Below are 19,227 nucleotides of genomic sequence, written 5' to 3'. Positions count from 1 at the left end.
AAGCTAAAAATAAAAGTGATCATTCAAAATAGTTTGCATTATGTTGCTGTGCTAACGTCCATATTTGATTACGAATATTTCGGATAGTATCAATCAATTCTGATGCAGTTAATCCTATTGGCCCAATACCTTTTTCAACTAAGATATCCGCCGCCATTCCATGTATCCAAACCGCACTTTTTACAGCATCAGACATTGTCATTCCTTGTGCCAAAAAACTGCCCATAACACCCGTTAGCACATCACCACTCCCTGCGGTTGATAATCCACTATTACCGGTTTTATTAATTGTGATTTCCCCTTTCGGGGATGTCACTACAGTATTTTGCCCCTTGATTATTGCCCAACAATGATAAAGCTTTGCAATCTCTTTTGCCGCTTCTTCTCTATTATTTTGAATATCATTTAGTGTGCAATTAAGCAAAATAGAGGCTTCTTTAGGGTGTGGTGTTAATACACAATGCTGATTAAGTGAGAATTCTGATTTTAATTTAGCCATTAACACTAATGCATCTGCATCAAAAACATAGGGTATATTTTCATTACGTTGTGCCAAAGCTATTGATAAGATCTCTTCAGAATTTGCAGATAATCCTAATCCACATCCAACCGCCCAAGCAGAAATATCTTGTTGATTCATCAATGTCAGTGCTGTTTTGAGCATAAGCTCTGGCGCACTATCAATAAAAGGAACAGGAAGTTGTGGCTGAGCAAAACCAAGAAATACCTTTCCGCACCCTGCTTTTAATGCACTTTTACCGGCTAATACAATCGCGCCACTCATTCCTTCTGCACTACCTACAATGCCTAATGTGCCAAATGTTCCTTTATGTGTATTCCCTGACTTGCGCTGATAAAGTGCGGGATAATGAGTGATCGCGTGTAATAGTTGTTCTTCATTCATATTATTTCCCTTCCCTCCTTTTTCTGCATTTTTTCTTATTGCTGGCAATGGTTGCTGTACCACATCTGTTTGTATTAACGTTCAAAACATAATGTTCAAAGTATAGCGTGGTTTTAACAAATAAATGGGATCACTAACTATTTTGTCTCTTTATCATGCTAACAATTTCAATATGATAAAATGCTTTCATTATCACTATTCATACCTTGCTGAGACTTTGCTATTCTAATGACCTAGCCTGATATGATTTATAAATTAAAGACAAAGGAACGTAGATAATGAACGAGAAGTTTAAAACACAAGCAGATGTGGAAACATTAGCAGAAGAAGTGGCTTGCTTAAAAACACTAGTCACCTATATGTTAAAAGCATTAGGTCAAGCAGATGCTGGACGTGTTATTTTAAATATTGAACGTGCTATTGCAGAAGTTGATGACGAAAAACAAGCAGAGACATTCCGTAATACAATTAGCCAAATTAAGACAGCTTATCGCCAATAATATGTTTATTTTCGAGTTAAGTACTTACACATATTTTTATCCTATTTTCTAAACTTTTTGTGCTGCACAAATAAACAAATTTTAGTTTCAAACTTCCTATATACTCAATCTCGAAATAAACCATTCTTTATTCATTTAGCTACCCCTCTATCCTTGTAGAGGGGATTTTTTTCTCTTTTACCCATCCTCGATTTTCCTATTTGAATTATTTTCGATAATTTTATCTAAGGATTGATATCAAAACCTCTTTTTGTTTAATGTTTTTAATGTTATTTAAATTAAATCGCAGTATTAAAAGTTTTCTTGTCATAACTAACACGATTACAAATCAACCTACTAAATACAATATATTAAAATTATCTTAATGTTAACAGATAGTTACTTAACTCTTTTTTATTCTTATTTTTATATTTAAAACGGATTTTTTGTTATTTTTAACACAAATAAAAAACCACCTTATGAAATGTAAATAAAGATAAATCCTAATATTATTATATTTTGAGTTGTTTCCGTTGTTGTAAATTGTGAACTTTTATTCAGTCAAAAAATGCTAGCTTATTGTCCCTAAACACAATTATAACAATACTGGTTAAAACCCATTGAATTAAAAATATTAACTATTTATATTTTTACACTTATTCTGATTTATCGTCACTCCTGTTTATATGTTACACTCAATAAGTACGTACTAAAAAATAAACATGAGGCTAAAATGAAACCACTTCTCTTATCTCTGCTATTATTACCTGCTGTTGCTTTTGCTAACCCAACAAAAATGGCTGATGATTACTGCGATACTTTTAAAGATATCTCAATTAAAGCTTATGACACAAAAGAGCCAGCAGAGAAAATTGCTAAAGATGCAGTAGCCTCTTTAAATGCAAAGAAATTTGATTTTGCAAAATTAGAAGCAACTGAAGCGCAATTTACTGAAGGTACTATCGAAGTTGTTAACTCTTTACGTGACGCAAAAGCTGAAATTGGTTCTCGAGCAGAATTCCAAGAAGGCCTAACTCAAATTGTTGCCGCTTGTAAAATTCAATTGGTCTCAGCGTTAGAAGAGCAGAAAAAATAACTATCTCATTAGTAATGAGAGTAGCAATCAATTTAAAGAGTAGAAATTATCCTGCTCTTTTTTATTTCCCCTCTCCATCACTTATTCTTTTCCTTTTTGCTTTTTTCTCTTTCTCTATACCCTAAATAATTCAAGGTGCGGAAGTATGACGAGTATCAATTATAGAGTATCTATCTATCGATATTAAGGTTTATAATACCTCGGTAAATACTTGTTAGTACTGGCCATAAAAAGGAGATATTGTGAGCAACGAACAATCCATCCAGCGTTTAAGAAGACTACGCCAGTCCGAAAACCTGCGCGCGCTCTTTCAAGAAACAACCTTAACTAAAAATGATCTCGCTCTACCTATATTCGTAGAAGAAGGGCTTGATGATTACCAACCTATTAAAAGTATGCCAGGTGTCGTTCGTATTCCTGAAAAGCGTCTTGCTTATGAAATTGAACGTATTGCAAAAGCAGGCATTAAAACTGTCATGACTTTTGGGGTATCGCATCATCTTGATGAAACAGGGAGTGATGCTTGGAAAAGTGATGGCTTAGTTTCTCGCATGTCTCGTATTTGTAAAGATGCAGTACCAGAAATGATTGTCATGTCTGACACCTGTTTTTGTGAATACACATCACATGGTCACTGTGGTGTTTTACATGGCGAACATGTTGATAATGATGAAACTATCTATAATTTAGGTCTTCAAGCTGTTGCTGCGGCACAAGCTGGCGCAGATTTTATCGCACCATCTGCTGCAATGGACGGCCAAGTCGCCGCTATTCGTGCAGCACTTGATAAAGCAGGATTTAGCGATACTGGTATTGTTTCTTATTCGACTAAATTTGCTTCAGCCTTATATGGTCCTTTCCGTGATGCAGCAGGCTCTCGCTTAATTGGTGATCGTAAGACGTATCAAATGAATCCAATGAACCGCCGTGAAGCGATCCGCGAATCATTAATTGATGAGCAAGAAGGCGCTGATATGCTGATGGTTAAACCTGCTGGTGCTTATTTAGATATTATTCGCGATGTACGTGAACGTACTTTATTACCTTTAGCGGCTTATCAAATCAGCGGTGAATATGCTCAAATTAAATTTGCAGCATTAGCCGGTGCAATCGATGAAGATCGTGTAGTAATGGAGACTTTAGGTTCAATTAAACGCGCTGGTGCAGATTTAATTCTATCTTACTTCGCACTGGATTTAGCTGAAAGAAACCTACTTTAACCATCTTATACTCTGAATAATTCAAGATGCAGCTAAATGGCAATTGCAATAATGCTCAGCTAACAACGCTGCAACTTGAAGTATAATGAGTACTTAATTATGAGGTTAATATGGATAACTGTATTTTCTGTCAAATCGTTGCTGGAAAAGCACCTTGCCATAAAATTTGGGAAGACGAACACCACCTTGCTTTTCTTTCTATATTTCCGAATACCAAAGGCTTTACGGTTGTTATTCCTAAAAAACACTATCCAAGTTATGCTTTTGATCTCAGTGATGAAGCCTTAGCGTTGTTAGTGATTGCGACGAAAAAAGTGGCAAAAATCTTAGATAAAACATTTCCTGATGTTTCACGTTCAGGAATGTTTTTTGAAGGATTTGGTGTTGATCATGTTCATAGTAAACTTAGCCCAATGCATGGCACTGGTGATATGACAAAATGGGCACCTATTGAAAATAAGCAGAAGATTTTCTTTGATAAATATCCGGGTTATCTTTCATCTCACGATTTTGAACGAGCAAGTGATGAAGAGCTTGCACAACTTGCGACACTGATCAGAAAAAATAACCAATAGTAAAAGCCCAACCTACTCTTTTTATACCTGCATAAAAATTTTAGATATAAAAAACGCCCAGTCTTATTTTAAGCTGAGCGTTTTTTTATCAAGATTAAAAACATTATTTAGTTGAAAGCTTTGCTTCCATTGGTAAATAAGGCTGAACTTTCTGTTCAAGGAGTTCAATTAATGCCGGATCGTTAAAACGATAATTATCAGGTATTCCCAATACATGCGCTTTTTTATAGCGCATAGTTGCAGGAAAATGTGCAGATAATCGATTTAAATGTTTAGATTCCATGACAAGCACTAAATCAGCCCATTTAAGTAATTCGTTATCAACCACACATTGCGCATCTTTGCGCGTACCCGCCGAAAGTGTATTAATGCCTTCTCTATCTGCAAACAACAGTTCTGCGGTTGGGCTTCGCCATTGATTTTTACTGCAAATAAATAAGATATTCATCATTACTCACTATCAGATAACGCATTTAATCGGCGCTGACTACGAGAAATTCTTGGGTATTCAATTCCTAATTGTGCAGCTCTGGTCATTTTAAGTGATCGAGTATATAAATTAGACCATTTTTTTTCTGGTTTAAACATCACTCGTGAACAACCCATTTCTTGATGTTTATTTTTGCGGTTAACACATTGACGCCAACCACGATCTCTTTGTGTAGACATAAAAACCTCTCAGATTAAAGGGATAGCAGCCGCAGTAATACGGAGAGGGTCTAACAGTGTCTTATTTTAGTTGAATTAGGTAAATCTGCAATGATAAATACAGCAATGATTCATTTTCATTCAATAAATATTTTAATAAGCAAACAAAGAGTATTATAGATTTGTTGTTCTAACTGAAAAACTCATTATTTCTTAATCAAAACTAATCTCATTCGCTAATTTAGCAGAAGATTGTGTTCTTAAAAATGCGACTTGAATTACGGCAGGAATTGTTACGCGATAAGCAGTACTACCAATATCAATTGCCGTCCATATTCCTGTAATAGCCCAACCAACAGGCCCAGCTAAGATTGACATTGTTCTCATTAATGTGCCATTCGCAGCAAAACTTAATCCTCTACCAATTAAGGCTTTCATTATTTGGTTTACGATAATCGCCGTTAACTGATACGACTTAAATCCACCAGCTCTAAATATTGCCTGAAAACCAGCTGTTAGTGTTTGTGCTGTTAGGCCAGATGTATTTTTTACACCTAATTCTCCACCTAGTTGTTTAATTTGTTCTGGTGTCATAGAACCTAGTGCATCTGTTACTATTTTCATCAAAAGATTATTTTCAATAATTTCAATAGTAGAATTTTTATTATAATTAACTTTTAATTTATCACAGACATCAATTAATACTTCTCGATATAAAACACCTTTTCCCCCTCTAAACATGGTGGCGAAAGTATTACCGCCAAAACATTGTATTTCAGCGGCGATTTCTTCCCAATATAAACTATGATTAGGATAAAATGCTTTATAATTAGAATTATTTGTTAACTCTTCTGTCCAACGTTTTTCGCCATCTTTATCATGTGTTAATAAATAAACAAGATCATTCAATTCTTCATTTGAACATTCTGAGAGAAAAACTAGATCTTCATCATAACGATATGCCATAAACATCTATCTCCTTTTATTATGTTTTATAAATAAGATTATTTAATTGGATTTTATAGGAAATTAAACAGATTAAATATCTTCTTGTTTTATATAAAACACCAAATATGAGATAATAATAATTTAAATATATTTATTTGTGTTTGGGGATTGCATTTCACAACCATAAGGTAAATATCTATTTTTAAGTTAAGTAATACAAATAAAAAAAACATAAAATAATTAAGCATTAGATGCCTATTTATTATTCAATTCATTAATTTACTTATATAAAAAAGTCATCCTAAATAAAGATGACTTTTGCTACAATTATTTGGTTATTATTTATAATTAATCCACATTGGCTTATCTAACATAATTTCTGTTTTTGCTGGCTCTGTTTGTGCAATGACTTTACCTTGGCGAATAGAATAACGCACAGGTACTTGACGACGTAAAGCATCAAATCCATTATCCGCTGGCAGAATAATAAAGTTTGCACTATTGCCTACCTCAACACCATAATCCGTTAAAGCGAGTGTTTTTGCGCTGTTGTGGCTAATTAACTGTAATCCGTTATCAATTTGACCATAGCCCATTAATTGGCAAACATGCAATCCCATATGTAAAACTTGGAGCATATTTGCTGTGCCTAATGGATACCAAGGATCAAAAACATCATCATGACCAAAACAGACATTAATATTACTTTCTAGCATCTCTTTTACGCGAGTAATACCACGACGTTTTGGATAGGTATCAAAACGACCTTGCAAGTGAATATTAACTAAAGGATTTGCCACAAAGTTAATTCCAGACATTCTTAATAGTCGGAATAAACGTGAAGTATAAGCGCCATTATAAGAATGCATTGCAGTTGTATGACTGGCTGTCACTCGTGAACCCATATTCTCTTTATGTGCTAAAGCGGCAACAGTTTCAACAAAGCGAGACTGTTCATCATCAATTTCATCACAATGAACATCAATTAAACGATCATATTTTTGTGCTAATGCAAAGGTTTTATGCAGTGATTCAACACCATATTCACGCGTAAATTCAAAGTGTGGAATAGCACCTACAACATCAGCACCTAATTTTAATGCTTCTTCTAATAATGCTTCACCATTAGGGTAAGACAAAATACCTTCTTGTGGAAAAGCAACAATTTGTAAATCAACCCAAGGTTTAATTTCTTCTTTCACTTCCAGCATTGCTTTTAATGCTGTTAGTGAAGCATCTGAAACATCCACATGGGTTCTAACATGTTGAATACCATTAGCAATTTGCCATTGTAGCGTTTGCCATGCACGTTGTTTAACATCATCATGAGTTAACAGTGCTTTTCTTTCAGCCCAACGCTCAATACCTTCAAATAATGTCCCCGATTGATTCCAATTCGGTTGTCCTGCTGTTTGTGTTGTATCTAAATGAATATGAGGTTCAACAAAAGGAGCGTGAACTAAACCACCTTGCGCATCTAATGCTTCAGGATGAAAATTATGTTCAGGTTGTGGCTCTATCACTTCAATTTTGTTGTTTTTAAGCGTAATGCGCCACAAACCTTCTTTTCCAACTAGACGAGCATGATTAATTTGTTCGATATTCTTACCCAGCATGACTTATCTCCGCTTGTCGAGCTGTACGACGATTTAATATTGGATTTAACACAGCGTAGCTTATTGCTCCCCCTAGCACAGCATTAACAGGCACAATACCCGGTAACCAGTGCCCTGCAACAATACCTATTGCAACAGCAAGTAGCGCTACCCAGTTAACCGATTGCATTGTAGCAATATTAAAGGTGTTATAGCGTGCTTTATTCATCAGATAATCTGCAATAATAACACCTCCTACTGGTGGAATTGCTGCAGATAAAAAGGTAAGCCAACCTACAAAGTTATTATATAGCCATAAAGCACACAGCGTACCGATGATACCGTTTATGACTGAAAGTTTCTTACTTGATAAACCAGTAATATTGGCAAAACCTAATCCTGATGCATATAACGCGTTGTCATTCGTTGTCCAGATATTTAACCCCAGCACCACGATAGCAGGAAGTAATAATCCTTGCGCAATCATCACATCCGAGATATCTGCCATTCCTAGTGAAGCAGCACCTGCAGCACCAAAGACAAACATCAAGGTATTTCCTAAGAAGAAGGCAACAATTGCGACAATCACTGCAACTTTAGGGTTTCGTCCAAAGCGTACGAAATCAGCCGTCAGCGTACCTGCACTAATAAAGGATCCAACAACCATCGCCAGCGCTAAATTAAAATCTAATGGTTGAGCAGGTTTAACGGCCATTAGCGTTGAAAGCCCCCCCATATCATGTATAGCAAGGTAAACAGAGTAACTTCCAAGGATTGCGATAGCAGGAACAGCAATGATAGAGAGAACAGTGAGAGCGGAAATACCGAAGAATACTGTGATGGTCATTAAAATGCCGGAAACGGCGATAAGGAGATTAATATCAATACCAGTAGCTTTTCCTACCGGGATGGCAAACATTGCCACACCCACACCAAACCAACCAACCTGAGTACCACCGAGTAAAAATGAGGGAAGCCAAGAACCTTTAATACCGAAAGAGTAACGCGCGAGGAGATGAGTAGTAAGACCTGTTTTTGAACCAATAAAACCAAGAAATGCGGTGTAGATACCAAGAAGAAGATTACCAATTAGAACTGCGAGGAAGAAATCATTAAAGGAAAGACCAGTACCAAGAGCGCCGCCAGTCCACATACTGGCTGAAAAAAACGTTAATCCCAACATCACAAAGGTTAACGCCAATCCACCCTTTCTTGCGGATATGGGCACTGGGCCCTGACTATAATTGTTATCCTGAGACACTTTAACCCCCTATTAATTTCACCAGGCCAAAAAAATCTGACGAATTCTATCTGCATAAAAATATTATGCAAACGTTTTCGTTGTCTGTTTACGATAATTAATGGGATGCTTCAGTTATGGAGAGTTGACATTTATCACAAAAATGACAGTAAAACCGTTGTTTTACTTGAATTTATCTCGTTACTTTGAATTTCTTTTATAAAGTAATTTTATTTAGAAATATTTATGATAAAAATTAATCATATTTTTTCCTGAATATTTAGACTTTATATAAAGTATTTTTATATAAATTCAATATCAACAAAGAGGAAATAATGATAAAAAGACAAAAAAGGAATTTACATTCCTCTTTTGTCTACCCTAATTTATAGGCTTAGATTTGTTTTTCTTACAGGTTGATCACCTGCAACATAATAGTCAGCTTGGCTTTTAGGTAAAGGGTTTATTCCTCTCACTTTATCTGCTAGCTTTTCTGCCATCATAATTGTAGTTGCATTCAAATTCCCAGTGATTATTAGTGGCATGATAGATGCATCAATAACTCTTAAGTTTTCTATGCCGTGTACTCGACCTTCCTCATCGACAACTGCCATTTCATCTGTTCCCATTTTACACGTGCCGCAAGGATGGAATGCTGTTTCAGCACGTTCTCTGACAAAAGCATCAAGCTCTTCATCACTTTGAATATGTTTCCCTGGGCTAATCTCTTCTCCACGATAAGCATCTAATGCCGGTTGTGCCATTATTTCCCGTGTGATCCGAATTGCAGCGCGAAACTCTTCCCAATCTTGTTCTGTGGACATGTAATTAAACAAGATACTAGGATGTTGATGAGGATCTGTAGAGGCTAATTTTACTCTCCCTCGACTAGGTGAACGCATCGATCCTACATGTGCTTGGAAACCATGAACATCTACCGCATTGGTGCCGTTATAATTAATGGCAACGGGCAGAAAGTGGAATTGAATATTGGGCCACGCATATTTTTCGCTAGAGCGAATAAATCCGCCAGCTTCAAATTGATTGCTTGCACCTATACCTGTTCCTTGAAATAACCATTGTGCACCAATCTTAGGTTGGTTATACCATTTTAAAGCAGGATAAAGTGAAACAGGCTTTTTACATTCATACTGCAAATACATTTCTAGATGATCTTGCAGATTCTCCCCAACTCCCGGTAATACATGCACAGGAGAAATATCAAATTCATTTAATATTTCTTCAGGCCCAATACCAGAACGTTGCAATATTTGAGGTGAGGCAATTGCCCCCGCACAAAGCAATACTTCTCGACGGGCTTTTACATAATGAAGAGTAGTATTTTCTCCTAAAAGATAACGCACACCAATTGCTTTTTTTCCTTCAAACTCAATAATATCTGTTATAGCGTGAGTCTTGATCGTTAAGTTTTTTCGTGCTTTAGCTTGATCAAGATAACCTCTTGCGGTGCTTGCTCGGCGACCTTTCGGTGTGACTGTTCTATCCATTGGGCCAAAGCCCTCTTGCTGATAGCCATTAAGGTCAATCGTTCTTGGATATCCTGCTTGTACACCGGCTTCAATCATCGCTTGAAATAAAATATTATTGCCTTTTTTAGGTGTTGTTACACTTACAGGCCCTTTATCACCATGATAATCATCAGCACCAATATCACGAGTTTCAGCTTTACGAAAATAAGGCAAGCAACTTAAATAGTCCCACTCTTCAAGACCAGGTAATTTTGCCCACCCATCAAAATCCATTGCATTACCACGGATATAGCACATACCATTAATTAATGATGATCCACCTAGCCCTTTTCCACGACCACACTCCATGCGTCGGTTATTCATATAAGGTTCGGGCTCTGTTTCATAAGCCCAATTATATCGCCTACCTTGTAACGGATAAGCTAATGCCGCTGGCATTTGTGTACGAAAATCGAACCTGTAGTCCGGACCTCCAGCTTCAAGGAGCAGCACAGTAACTTCAGGATCTTCTGTCAAGCGGGTAGCAAGAACGTTACCGGCTGAACCAGCACCGATAATAATGTAGTCATAGACCATTGTTATCTCCTCTGTTTCAGTCATTAAAAAAAGAATGGATTAAAAAACGGATGAAAACTCCCCAAGTTCAACTTGAATAGATTTTATTTGAGTATAATTCTGTAGTGTAACAAGCCCGTTTTCACGTCCCACCCCAGAATGTTTATAACCACCAACTGGCATTTCTGCTGGAGACTCGCCCCATGTATTAATCCAACAAATTCCAGCTTCTAATTGGTGAATAACGCGATGAGCTGTTGTGAGATCTTTGGTGACAAGACCTGCGGCCAAACCATAAACACTATTATTTGCGCGTAAAATCACTTCATCTTCAGTTTGATAACTAAGAATACTCATCACAGGGCCGAAGATTTCATCTTGCGTGATATTCATATCATCGGTGCAATCTGTGAAAACTGTCGGTGCAACATAAGCACCTTGAGCAAAATTGCCTTCTAATAAACGATGACCACCACAAAGTAATCTCGCCCCTTGGGTTTTGCCTAACTCAATATAACTCAAGACCTTTTCAAGATGAGGGAAACTGACCAGAGGACCAAAATTGGTGTCCATTTCAAGAGGAGAACCTATTCGAATACGGGAGACACGCTCAGTGATTTTGGCTTCAAATGCTTTTTTTAACTTTTCTGGTACAAATACGCGCGTTCCATTGGTGCAAACTTGGCCTGAACTATAAAAATTCGCCATCATCGCAATATCAGCGGCGGTATCTAAATCCGCATCATCAAAAATAATTAAAGGTGATTTTCCACCAAGCTCCATGGTTACTTCTTTTAAACTTGAAGCAGAAGCATTTGCCATCACCTTTTTACCCGTTTCAATTCCGCCAGTAAAAGAAACCTTCGCGATATCAGGATGCTGTGTTAACCATTGCCCCACATTAGCTTTCCCTGTAACAACGTTAAAAACGCCATTTGGCAATCCTGCTTCAGTGTATATTTCGGCAAGCTTTAATGCTGTTAATGAAGTCATCTCACTTGGTTTAAAGATCATGGCATTACCTGCGGCAAGTGCAGGCGCAGATTTCCATAACGCTATTTGAATGGGGTAATTCCAAGCACCGATACCAGCAACAATTCCCAAAGGCTCACGTCGCGTATAAACAAAAGCGGTTTCTCTAAGCGGAATTTGCTCCCCTTCAAGTACGGGGATCAGACCTGCGTAATACTCTAAAACATCAGCGCCCGTCACAATATCGACATAGCGCGTTTCAGATAGCGGTTTACCTGTGTCTAAAGTTTCTAAATGAGCCAATTCATCATTACGTTCACGTAAAATATCAACAGCGCGTCGCAAAATTCGAGATCGTTCCATTGCGGTCATTGCACGCCAAATTTTTTGCCCTTGCTTCGCACTCTCGACCGCCCAATTGATATCTTCTTCACTTGCAGATTGTAAATGTGCGATCACTTCACCATTAGCTGGGTTAATCGCTTCAAATTGCTCACATTCCGGTTGTGCACAATCAACATATCCACCATGAATATAGAGTTTCTGTAACGGTGGGTTTGGCATAATTTCTCCTTTATTATTAGTTTCTTAAGTCTTTATTTGACTCCGATTTGTCAATTGCATATCGATATACTCATTAGTAATGGTTTTGGCCTCTTCAAGAGAAAATGGTGCATGACTTAATGCACTTCGTAGCCATAAACCATCTATTAATGCAGCTAAACCTTTTGCAGCCAAACGAGCTTGATCTTTAGTAAGAACGCGCCCAAACTCGTAACTTAAATTGGAATAAAGCCTTCTATCATTGACTTTTTGTAAGCGATTCAAATTAGGCTGATGCATACTACTCGCCCAAAATGCTAGCCATGTTTTCATTGCGGCTTCACTAGTTTGAGTTGTATCAAAGTTACCTTCAACAATGGCTTGGATACGTAGCTTAGGTGTTGCATCACTTAACATTCTTAAACGTATCGCCACCGCAAAACCCAATTGATACTGGATATGGCGCATAGCAGCTTCCAACAATCCATTTTTATCACGAAAGTAGTGACTAATAATGCCGTTAGAAACACCAGCTTTTCGAGCTATCAATGCGATGCTCGCCTCTTGCATTCCAACCTCATTAATCACTGCTAACGTTGCTTGGATTAATTGCTGTTTACGTATCGACTGCATTCCTATCTTCGGCATGTTTTAAAGACCTAAAAAATACATTGAACGCTTTTATTAAACGTTTTTTTAATTGAACATTCAATCAATATTAACTATTGTTTATCACAATTAATTTACATTTTTATATAGGAGGACATTGTGAAAATTTGAATCTTTGCAACTAATTCAATTAGTTAACAAAGAATGCAACTTTTAACTTTTAGATAAATAAATTTTTGGAATTTCTGATGACAACTCTTAACAGCACAAAAAAACCACAGAAAGACAAGCTAAATTCTGTTGTTTTTTTCGCTTCAGCAACGCTGATTTTAGCGTTTTCTTTTTTCACTATTTTGATGACAGAAACAGCAAATACATGGATCGTGTCAACGCTAGGATGGGTATCAAAAACCTTTGGTTGGTACTATTTATTAGCAGCAACGCTATACATTGTTTTTGTTATTTTTGTTGCCACTTCTCGTTTTGGAAATATCAAATTAGGGCCTGAGCAATCGAAACCTGAATTTAGTGTTTTAAGCTGGTCTGCGATGTTATTTGCAGCAGGTATTGGGATTGATTTGATGTTTTTCTCTGTGGCGGAGCCCATTACGCAATATATGTTACCGCCAACAGGCGAAGGTGAAACAATAGAAGCAGCCCGTCAGTCGATGGTGTGGACTTTATTCCACTATGGCCTGACGGGCTGGTCTATGTATGCACTTATTGGTATAGCACTCGGTTATTTTAGCTATCGTTATAATTTGCCCTTGACCATACGCTCTGCACTTTATCCTATCTTTGGAAACCGCATTTATGGCCCAATTGGCCATACCGTTGATATTGCAGCGGTATTGGGAACTATTTTTGGTATTGCGACAACATTAGGCATTGGTGTTGTACAACTTAATTATGGGCTGAAAGTTCTTTTTGATTTGCCCCAAGGATTGGGCGTTCAAGGCGGATTAATTCTATTATCTGTCATTATGGCCGTTATTTCGGCAACATCGGGCGTTAACAAAGGGATCAGGATTTTATCTGAACTGAATGTACTACTCGCATTGGGGCTGATTTTATTTATCTTATTTGCGGGTGATACTGAGTTTTTATTAAATGCACTGGTATTAAATGTCGGTGACTACACTAATCGCTTTTTAGGTATGACATTAAATAGCTTTGCATTTGATAAACCAACAGATTGGATGAATAGCTGGACACTGTTTTTCTGGGCTTGGTGGGTTGCATGGTCACCTTTTGTTGGACTCTTTTTAGCTCGTATCTCAAGAGGACGAACAATTCGACAATTCGTCATAGGCACCTTAATTATTCCCTTTGTTTTTACACTACTATGGTTGTCAATTTTTGGTAATAGTGCTTTATATGAAGTGATCCATGGTAATAAAGAACTCGCAAAAACAGTATTGGAAGCTCCCGAAAAAGGATTTTATTCATTATTAGAACTCTATCCTGGTTTTGGTTTAACGGCGTCTGTTGCCACAATTACTGGATTATTATTTTATGTCACTTCTGCTGACTCTGGCTCATTAGTATTAGGTAATTTCACCTCTCAATTAAGCCATGTTAATAACGATGCTCCAAATTGGCTTCGCATTTTCTGGTCTATTGCTATTGGTTTATTAACGTTAGGTATGTTAATGGCAGATGGTATTTCTGCCTTACAAAACACCACCATAATAATGGGATTACCCTTTAGTTTTGTTATTTTCTTTATTATGGCCGGACTTTATAAATCATTAAAAGTCGAAGATTTTAGACGTGTTAGTTCGCTAAATACCAATGCGCCAGCACCACTTTATGGCAATACTACGATGAATTGGAAACAGCGTTTAGGGCGAGTAATGAATTTCCCAGGAACGACCTATACACAACGGATGTTAGATTTAACTTGTATGCCAGCAATGCAAGATGTGGCTAAAGAGCTGTTATTACGAGGAGCCAAAGTCGAATTCAATTATTACCCAATTGAAGATAATGAACGCTTACATCATTTAGAGCTTGTGGTCGATCTTGACCAAGAGCAAAATTTTATTTATCAGATTTGGCCACAAAAATATTCAGTACCTGCATTTACTTATCGTGCTCGTCGAGGTAAATCAGATTATTACCGTTTAGAGACTTATTTATGGGAAGGCTCCCAAGGAAATGACTTAATGGATTACACCAAAGAGCAGGTCATTACAGATATTTTAGATCAATATGAAAAGCACCTAAATTTTATTCATCTTAGTCGTGAAGCACCAGGGGCAACATTAACGTTCCCTGAATCAAATTAAATCCTCACTTAAAATAAAGAAAGGAGATCATTATTTGATCTCCTTTTTATTTGTTTAATTTTCTACTTCACTGAAATAAACAACAACCCAATACCCAAAAGGATTAATAATACACCAATAATTTTATCTGCCACTTTTTGATTTGAAAGTATTTTTGTGCGTAATAAAGGCGTAGAAAAAAATAACGCAACACAACTAAACCAAACCCAATGAGCAACAGAGATAAACATACCATAAGAAAGATTTATCCAAAGTGGATTACTTAAGTTGGCAACTTGCGTATAAAGTGCAATAACAAACAACATCGTTTTAGGATTTAAAGCATTAGTAAAAAAACCAACACGTAATGCTTGAAACATATTGGGTGCTAAATTGACCGCATTCTCAATGGTCAATTGTGTTTTATTCGTTAACGATTTAACCCCAAGATAAATTAAATATCCAACACCTAATAATTTCATAATAAAAAAGAGCGTTGGTGATCCCATAATAATAAAAGAGATACCAAATACGGTGTAAAAAACATGCACTTGTACTCCAATCGCAATACCAATTGCCGTCATTAATCCTACTCTTACACCATAGGAATAACTATTTTTTGTCACCATAGCAAAATCTGGCCCCGGGCTAATAACCGCCAATATTGTAATCATCGCCACAGCAATTAGTTCACTCATTGTTCTTCTCACTCTCACTTTTGAATCAATAATAAGTAATAAAAAGTGACATAAAATATGTTCTTCTTTTAATAAAAACCTATTTAACTCACCACCAATTACCCTATTTTGCTGTCTTGACTAAAAATAAAAAGCGATTTATCTTGCAGTATATCTGTGACTTTTCATCGTCTATTTTTACAACTCAATTTTATCGCTTATCTTTATGAAAACACCCTCTTTAACATCATTGCGTTTTTTTAATAGTGCCGCTCAAACAGGTAGTTTTGTTAATGCAGCGGAACAACTTCATGTCACTCACAGCGCAGTAAGTCGCCAAATACGATTATTAGAAGATGAATTAGGTATTCCTTTATTTGAACGGCGCAATCGCGCAGTTTATTTAAATGAAGCGGGTCGATATTTATATAAAACAACTTCTTCAATTTTTGAACAGCTAGAAGAAACTGTCTCGCATCTGCGCTCCCCTTTAAATAATCCGGTGTTAGCGGTTTCTTGTGAACCCACTATTGCGATGAAATGGCTTATTCCTCGCTTATCTCACTTTTATGCATTACACCCTGAAATCACGTTGCATTTAGTTGCCGCGGGTGGTGCGATTGATTTCAATAAAGAAGGTGTCGATTTAGCATTTCGGCGGAATGATTTCTTATGGCATAAGAATATTTATGCAACAAAAATATGTGATGAGCGAATTGGTGCTGTCGTAAAGCCTAATAATATCCATTATTCAGATAAGCAATTAACAACGCTCTCTCGCCCTCAAGCTTGGCAAGATTGGTATCAATATTCAGGTATGCAACAATCTACTTATACTCATACCAGCCAATATGAGCATTTTTATCTTGCTATTCAGGCTACTCTTGCTGGATTAGGTACGACCATCGCCTCTTTTCTTATGGTGCAAGATGAATTAAAAGATCAACAGCTTATCGCTACACATGGCTTTGTTAAAGATAACTCAAGCTACTACTTGCTCTCTCCAAGTGAAATCATGCCTGACTCAAAGCAAGATAAGTTTAAAAACTGGATCATTGCTGAAGCGGAAAAATGCGCAATAGAGACTGAAAGATCACAGGGATAATTCTATTCTTATCTCAAAAACACTCAGCTACCCGTTTACTCCCATGAAAACAAAGTGAATAAATAATTATTTTTCTATCATATTTATTTACTTCTATCATTTTTTTAGTAATCTATGAGAACTAATAAAACATAGAATAATTTACTTGGGAAACATAACATGAATCGTCGTTCATTCTTAACATCATCAAGCCTTGTTATTGGCGGATTATCATTAAGTTCTTTTGTGAGTTCAGCTTATGCCAATGAAGTACTAAAAAATAAATTAGTATTTAATGCAGAAAATCCGTTACTGCTTAATTTCAATGAAAACTCATTAGGCATGTCGCCTAACGCTCAAAAAGCCATTATTGATGCTTTACCCAATGCATTTAGATATCCAGATGAGGCGCGTAGCAAATTAATTAGCGAATTAGGGAAAGAATTTAAACTTTCAGATAAACATATCACCTTGGGAAACGGTTCATCTGAAACAATTCAAGTAGCAGTTCAATTTGTGGCAAATAAAGCACAAAAAGAAGGTAAATCAGTTCAACTTATTGTTCCTGATCCAACATTTAATTATGCCGAACTTTATGCAGAACCTTTAGGTGTAAAAATCGTTAAAGTGCCTGTTGATAATACTCTAGCTTTCGATTTGGCAACTATGCAGAAAAAAGCGCAAGAGTTTGATGGTATTAGCATGGTGTATTTGTGCAATCCGAATAACCCAACCGCAATGTTAACTCCTAGTGCAGATTTATCGAATTGGGTAAAATCAGCAAAAGAGAATGTCTTTTTTATTATTGATGAAGCTTATGCTGAGTTTGTTTCAACACCTGAATTTATCAGTGCTATTACATTAGTAGCGGAAGGTTATAAAAACCTGATTGTGACCCGTACTTTCTCTAAAATTTATGCTTTAGCAGGACTGCGTGTAGGTTATGGCGTTGCCGTCCCAGAAGTAATCTCACAAATTGATGCCTTTGTTTCTATTGATAATACTAATACTGCAGGTGCAGTTGCCGCATTAGCCTCACTAAAAGATAAAGCTTATGTGGAATATAGCCGTAAGTCGATTGATGTTTCACGTCAGATGGTTGTGGATGTATTAAAAGAGCTCAATATTGAATATGCACCATCTCATGCAAACTTTATTTTTCATAAAGTTAAAGGTGATGTAAAAACCTATCAAAATAGAATGAAAGACGCGAATATTATGGTGGGCCGCGAATTTCCGCCTACTTTTGGTTGGAGCCGTTTAACGTTAGGGACCCCAGAAGAGATGCGTTATTTTGTAGCTACATTAAAAACCTTTAGGGCTAAAGGTTGGATTTGATCTGATTTAACGCTTATTTTATTGGTTGATGAAATAACGCCCTTGAAAATAATATCAAGGGCGTTTTTATTACCGTTATTTATTACTGTTCTTGTAATTCTAACTCAGCAATAACAGGAAGATGATCACTCGCATCTGACCATTTAAATGTTGCTGAATCTTGTGGGATTGTCATATTTTTGATATCCCAAACTTGTCCTTTAAACGTAAAGATATGGTCAATATCTATGGCTGGATTAATTGCTGGCCATGTACGTTTGTCGCTATTTGGTTTTTCAACAGGATTCCAAAAATAGTTAATTTCTTGGATTGGTTGTTCATTGGCTGTAGAGTTAAAATCACCCGCCAATATTTTTATTGATGTTGAAATATTATCAAAGCCTGTCTCTGTATCGCCAATTGCAGCATCTAGGATATGTCTTACTTGACCAATACGAATAGTGGGATCTTTTTGCCAATCAAGGTGTGTTCCCATAATAATAATCGGTGAATCAAACCCTGGTTTAGTAATTTGCGATAATAAAACAATACGTTGTTCTGCATTCCCTGAAGGCAGATTAACGACCTGTGATTTATCAATTTTGTATTTTGATAAAATGCCAACACCATATTGCCCACCATCAAAATCGAGCGCTTTGCCAAAAGCAAACTGCATATTATTGGCTTTTGCTAACTCTTCCAGCTGGTTAATATTTTTACTACGTGCTGTTTTATTATCAACTTCAGTGACAACAATAACATCGGCATCGATATTTTTGATTGCTTAGTTTAGCTTATCAAAATTGGTGACATCCGCTGAAACTTCATTTTTACCAATATTATAGGTAGCTACTTTCAGTGTCGGTTTATTATTTTGATACACCTTATTAGGTGTACCGCCTGATTGTACAGCAAGGATTTCTGAGCCTGTGGTGTTTGCTACTGCCATTGATGACAATAATACACCCGTGCTAACTAGGATAGATATTGCACTTTTTTTCATAA

Annotated in this window: 17 protein-coding genes and 1 pseudogene; 7 read left to right on the top strand and 11 right to left on the bottom strand. The window is 36.6% G+C overall.

Features of this window, described 5'->3' with window-relative positions; genetic code table 11:
* Positions 1-19: 19 nt before the first annotated feature.
* On the bottom strand, positions 20-904 hold the full coding sequence (locus DK857_RS05965) for an NAD(P)H-hydrate dehydratase (protein WP_109393887.1): 885 nt from the start codon (positions 902-904) through the stop codon (positions 20-22).
* 278 nt (positions 905-1,182) lie between these two features.
* Between DK857_RS05965 and DK857_RS05960 the strand changes: the two genes are divergently transcribed.
* The 4 genes from DK857_RS05960 to DK857_RS05945 all read left to right on the top strand — a co-directional run bounded on the left by DK857_RS05960 (position 1,183) and on the right by DK857_RS05945 (position 4,274).
* A complete protein-coding gene (locus tag DK857_RS05960; protein ID WP_006536484.1) occupies positions 1,183-1,404 on the top strand; it encodes a DUF2594 family protein in 222 nt (73 codons plus the stop codon).
* Positions 1,405-2,116: 712 nt separating this feature from the next.
* On the top strand, positions 2,117-2,479 hold the full coding sequence (locus DK857_RS05955; RefSeq protein ID WP_109393888.1) for a hypothetical protein: 363 nt from the start codon (positions 2,117-2,119) through the stop codon (positions 2,477-2,479).
* Positions 2,480-2,721: 242 nt separating this feature from the next.
* Positions 2,722-3,699: a porphobilinogen synthase gene (gene hemB / locus DK857_RS05950; protein ID WP_072064069.1), complete on the top strand. Its 978-nt coding sequence runs from the start codon at positions 2,722-2,724 to the stop codon at positions 3,697-3,699.
* A gap of 110 nt (positions 3,700-3,809) precedes the next feature.
* Positions 3,810-4,274 carry an HIT family protein gene (locus DK857_RS05945; RefSeq protein WP_109401774.1) on the top strand — a complete coding sequence of 155 codons (465 nt, stop codon included), beginning with the start codon at positions 3,810-3,812 and terminating at the stop codon, positions 4,272-4,274.
* 103 nt (positions 4,275-4,377) lie between these two features.
* Here DK857_RS05945 and DK857_RS05940 read toward each other — a convergent pair whose 3' ends face one another.
* The 8 genes from DK857_RS05940 to betI form a co-directional block, all read right to left on the bottom strand.
* A complete protein-coding gene (locus tag DK857_RS05940) occupies positions 4,378-4,722 on the bottom strand; it encodes a low molecular weight protein tyrosine phosphatase family protein (protein ID WP_109393890.1) in 345 nt (114 codons plus the stop codon).
* 2 nt (positions 4,723-4,724) lie between these two features.
* Positions 4,725-4,943, bottom strand: coding sequence for a hypothetical protein (locus DK857_RS05935; protein ID WP_036912865.1), 219 nt, complete (start codon positions 4,941-4,943; stop codon positions 4,725-4,727).
* Between the two features lie 192 nt (positions 4,944-5,135).
* Positions 5,136-5,888 (bottom strand): DUF3944 domain-containing protein, encoded by a 753-nt coding sequence (locus DK857_RS05930; RefSeq protein WP_109394038.1) that lies wholly within the window; start codon positions 5,886-5,888, stop codon positions 5,136-5,138.
* A gap of 320 nt (positions 5,889-6,208) precedes the next feature.
* Complete coding sequence (locus DK857_RS05925) at positions 6,209-7,486, bottom strand: cytosine deaminase (protein ID WP_109393891.1); 1,278 nt, start codon at positions 7,484-7,486, stop codon at positions 6,209-6,211.
* A complete protein-coding gene (gene codB, locus DK857_RS05920) occupies positions 7,476-8,726 on the bottom strand; it encodes a cytosine permease (RefSeq protein ID WP_109393892.1) in 1,251 nt (416 codons plus the stop codon). Before codB ends, DK857_RS05925 begins: the two co-directional genes overlap by 11 nt.
* 365 nt (positions 8,727-9,091) lie before the next feature.
* Positions 9,092-10,771: a choline dehydrogenase gene (betA, locus tag DK857_RS05915; protein ID WP_109393893.1), complete on the bottom strand. Its 1,680-nt coding sequence runs from the start codon at positions 10,769-10,771 to the stop codon at positions 9,092-9,094.
* Positions 10,772-10,810: 39 nt separating this feature from the next.
* The gene (gene betB, locus DK857_RS05910; protein WP_109401773.1) at positions 10,811-12,286 is read right to left on the bottom strand and encodes a betaine-aldehyde dehydrogenase; all 1,476 of its coding nucleotides are present in this window, start codon (positions 12,284-12,286) and stop codon (positions 10,811-10,813) included.
* Positions 12,287-12,310: 24 nt separating this feature from the next.
* Complete coding sequence (gene betI, locus DK857_RS05905; protein WP_109401772.1) at positions 12,311-12,913, bottom strand: transcriptional regulator BetI; 603 nt, start codon at positions 12,911-12,913, stop codon at positions 12,311-12,313.
* A 209-nt stretch (positions 12,914-13,122) separates the two neighbouring features.
* Between betI and DK857_RS05900 the strand changes: the two genes are divergently transcribed.
* The gene (locus DK857_RS05900; RefSeq protein WP_109401771.1) at positions 13,123-15,165 is read left to right on the top strand and encodes a choline transporter; all 2,043 of its coding nucleotides are present in this window, start codon (positions 13,123-13,125) and stop codon (positions 15,163-15,165) included.
* A 62-nt stretch (positions 15,166-15,227) separates the two neighbouring features.
* Here DK857_RS05900 and DK857_RS05895 read toward each other — a convergent pair whose 3' ends face one another.
* A complete protein-coding gene (locus DK857_RS05895; RefSeq protein WP_109401770.1) occupies positions 15,228-15,842 on the bottom strand; it encodes a LysE family translocator in 615 nt (204 codons plus the stop codon).
* Between the two features lie 205 nt (positions 15,843-16,047).
* Between DK857_RS05895 and DK857_RS05890 the strand changes: the two genes are divergently transcribed.
* Both DK857_RS05890 and DK857_RS05885 read left to right on the top strand, forming a co-directional pair.
* Entirely contained in the window at positions 16,048-16,926 is an 879-nt protein-coding gene (locus DK857_RS05890) for a LysR family transcriptional regulator (RefSeq protein WP_099660317.1), read from the top strand.
* Between the two features lie 159 nt (positions 16,927-17,085).
* Entirely contained in the window at positions 17,086-18,243 is a 1,158-nt protein-coding gene (locus DK857_RS05885) for a pyridoxal phosphate-dependent aminotransferase (RefSeq protein ID WP_109401769.1), read from the top strand.
* 82 nt (positions 18,244-18,325) lie between these two features.
* Here DK857_RS05885 and DK857_RS05880 read toward each other — a convergent pair.
* Positions 18,326-19,225, bottom strand: a pseudogene (locus DK857_RS05880) (endonuclease/exonuclease/phosphatase family protein).
* Positions 19,226-19,227 lie beyond the last annotated feature (2 nt).

Source organism: Proteus terrae (genome assembly GCF_003144325.1).
GTDB lineage: Bacteria > Pseudomonadota > Gammaproteobacteria > Enterobacterales > Enterobacteriaceae > Proteus > Proteus terrae.
Note: the sequence above shows the minus strand (reverse complement) of the source record. Positions and strands in the feature narration are given on the sequence as shown.

Bases quoted from the DNA above. Each gene is read 5' to 3' on its own strand.
- DK857_RS05965 (WP_109393887.1), bottom strand. From the start codon at position 904: ATGAATGAAGAACAACTATTACACGCGATCACTCATTATCCCGCACTT.
- DK857_RS05960 (WP_006536484.1), top strand. From the start codon at position 1,183: ATGAACGAGAAGTTTAAAACACAAGCAGATGTGGAAACATTAGCAGAA.
- DK857_RS05955 (WP_109393888.1), top strand. From the start codon at position 2,117: ATGAAACCACTTCTCTTATCTCTGCTATTATTACCTGCTGTTGCTTTT.
- DK857_RS05945 (WP_109401774.1), top strand. From the start codon at position 3,810: ATGGATAACTGTATTTTCTGTCAAATCGTTGCTGGAAAAGCACCTTGC.
- DK857_RS05940 (WP_109393890.1), bottom strand. From the start codon at position 4,722: ATGAATATCTTATTTATTTGCAGTAAAAATCAATGGCGAAGCCCAACC.
- DK857_RS05935 (WP_036912865.1), bottom strand. From the start codon at position 4,943: ATGTCTACACAAAGAGATCGTGGTTGGCGTCAATGTGTTAACCGCAAA.
- DK857_RS05930 (WP_109394038.1), bottom strand. From the start codon at position 5,888: ATGGCATATCGTTATGATGAAGATCTAGTTTTTCTCTCAGAATGTTCA.
- DK857_RS05925 (WP_109393891.1), bottom strand. From the start codon at position 7,486: ATGCTGGGTAAGAATATCGAACAAATTAATCATGCTCGTCTAGTTGGA.
- betA (WP_109393893.1), bottom strand. From the start codon at position 10,771: ATGGTCTATGACTACATTATTATCGGTGCTGGTTCAGCCGGTAACGTT.
- betB (WP_109401773.1), bottom strand. From the start codon at position 12,286: ATGCCAAACCCACCGTTACAGAAACTCTATATTCATGGTGGATATGTT.
- betI (WP_109401772.1), bottom strand. From the start codon at position 12,913: ATGCCGAAGATAGGAATGCAGTCGATACGTAAACAGCAATTAATCCAA.
- DK857_RS05900 (WP_109401771.1), top strand. From the start codon at position 13,123: ATGACAACTCTTAACAGCACAAAAAAACCACAGAAAGACAAGCTAAAT.
- DK857_RS05895 (WP_109401770.1), bottom strand. From the start codon at position 15,842: ATGAGTGAACTAATTGCTGTGGCGATGATTACAATATTGGCGGTTATT.
- DK857_RS05890 (WP_099660317.1), top strand. From the start codon at position 16,048: ATGAAAACACCCTCTTTAACATCATTGCGTTTTTTTAATAGTGCCGCT.
- DK857_RS05885 (WP_109401769.1), top strand. From the start codon at position 17,086: ATGAATCGTCGTTCATTCTTAACATCATCAAGCCTTGTTATTGGCGGA.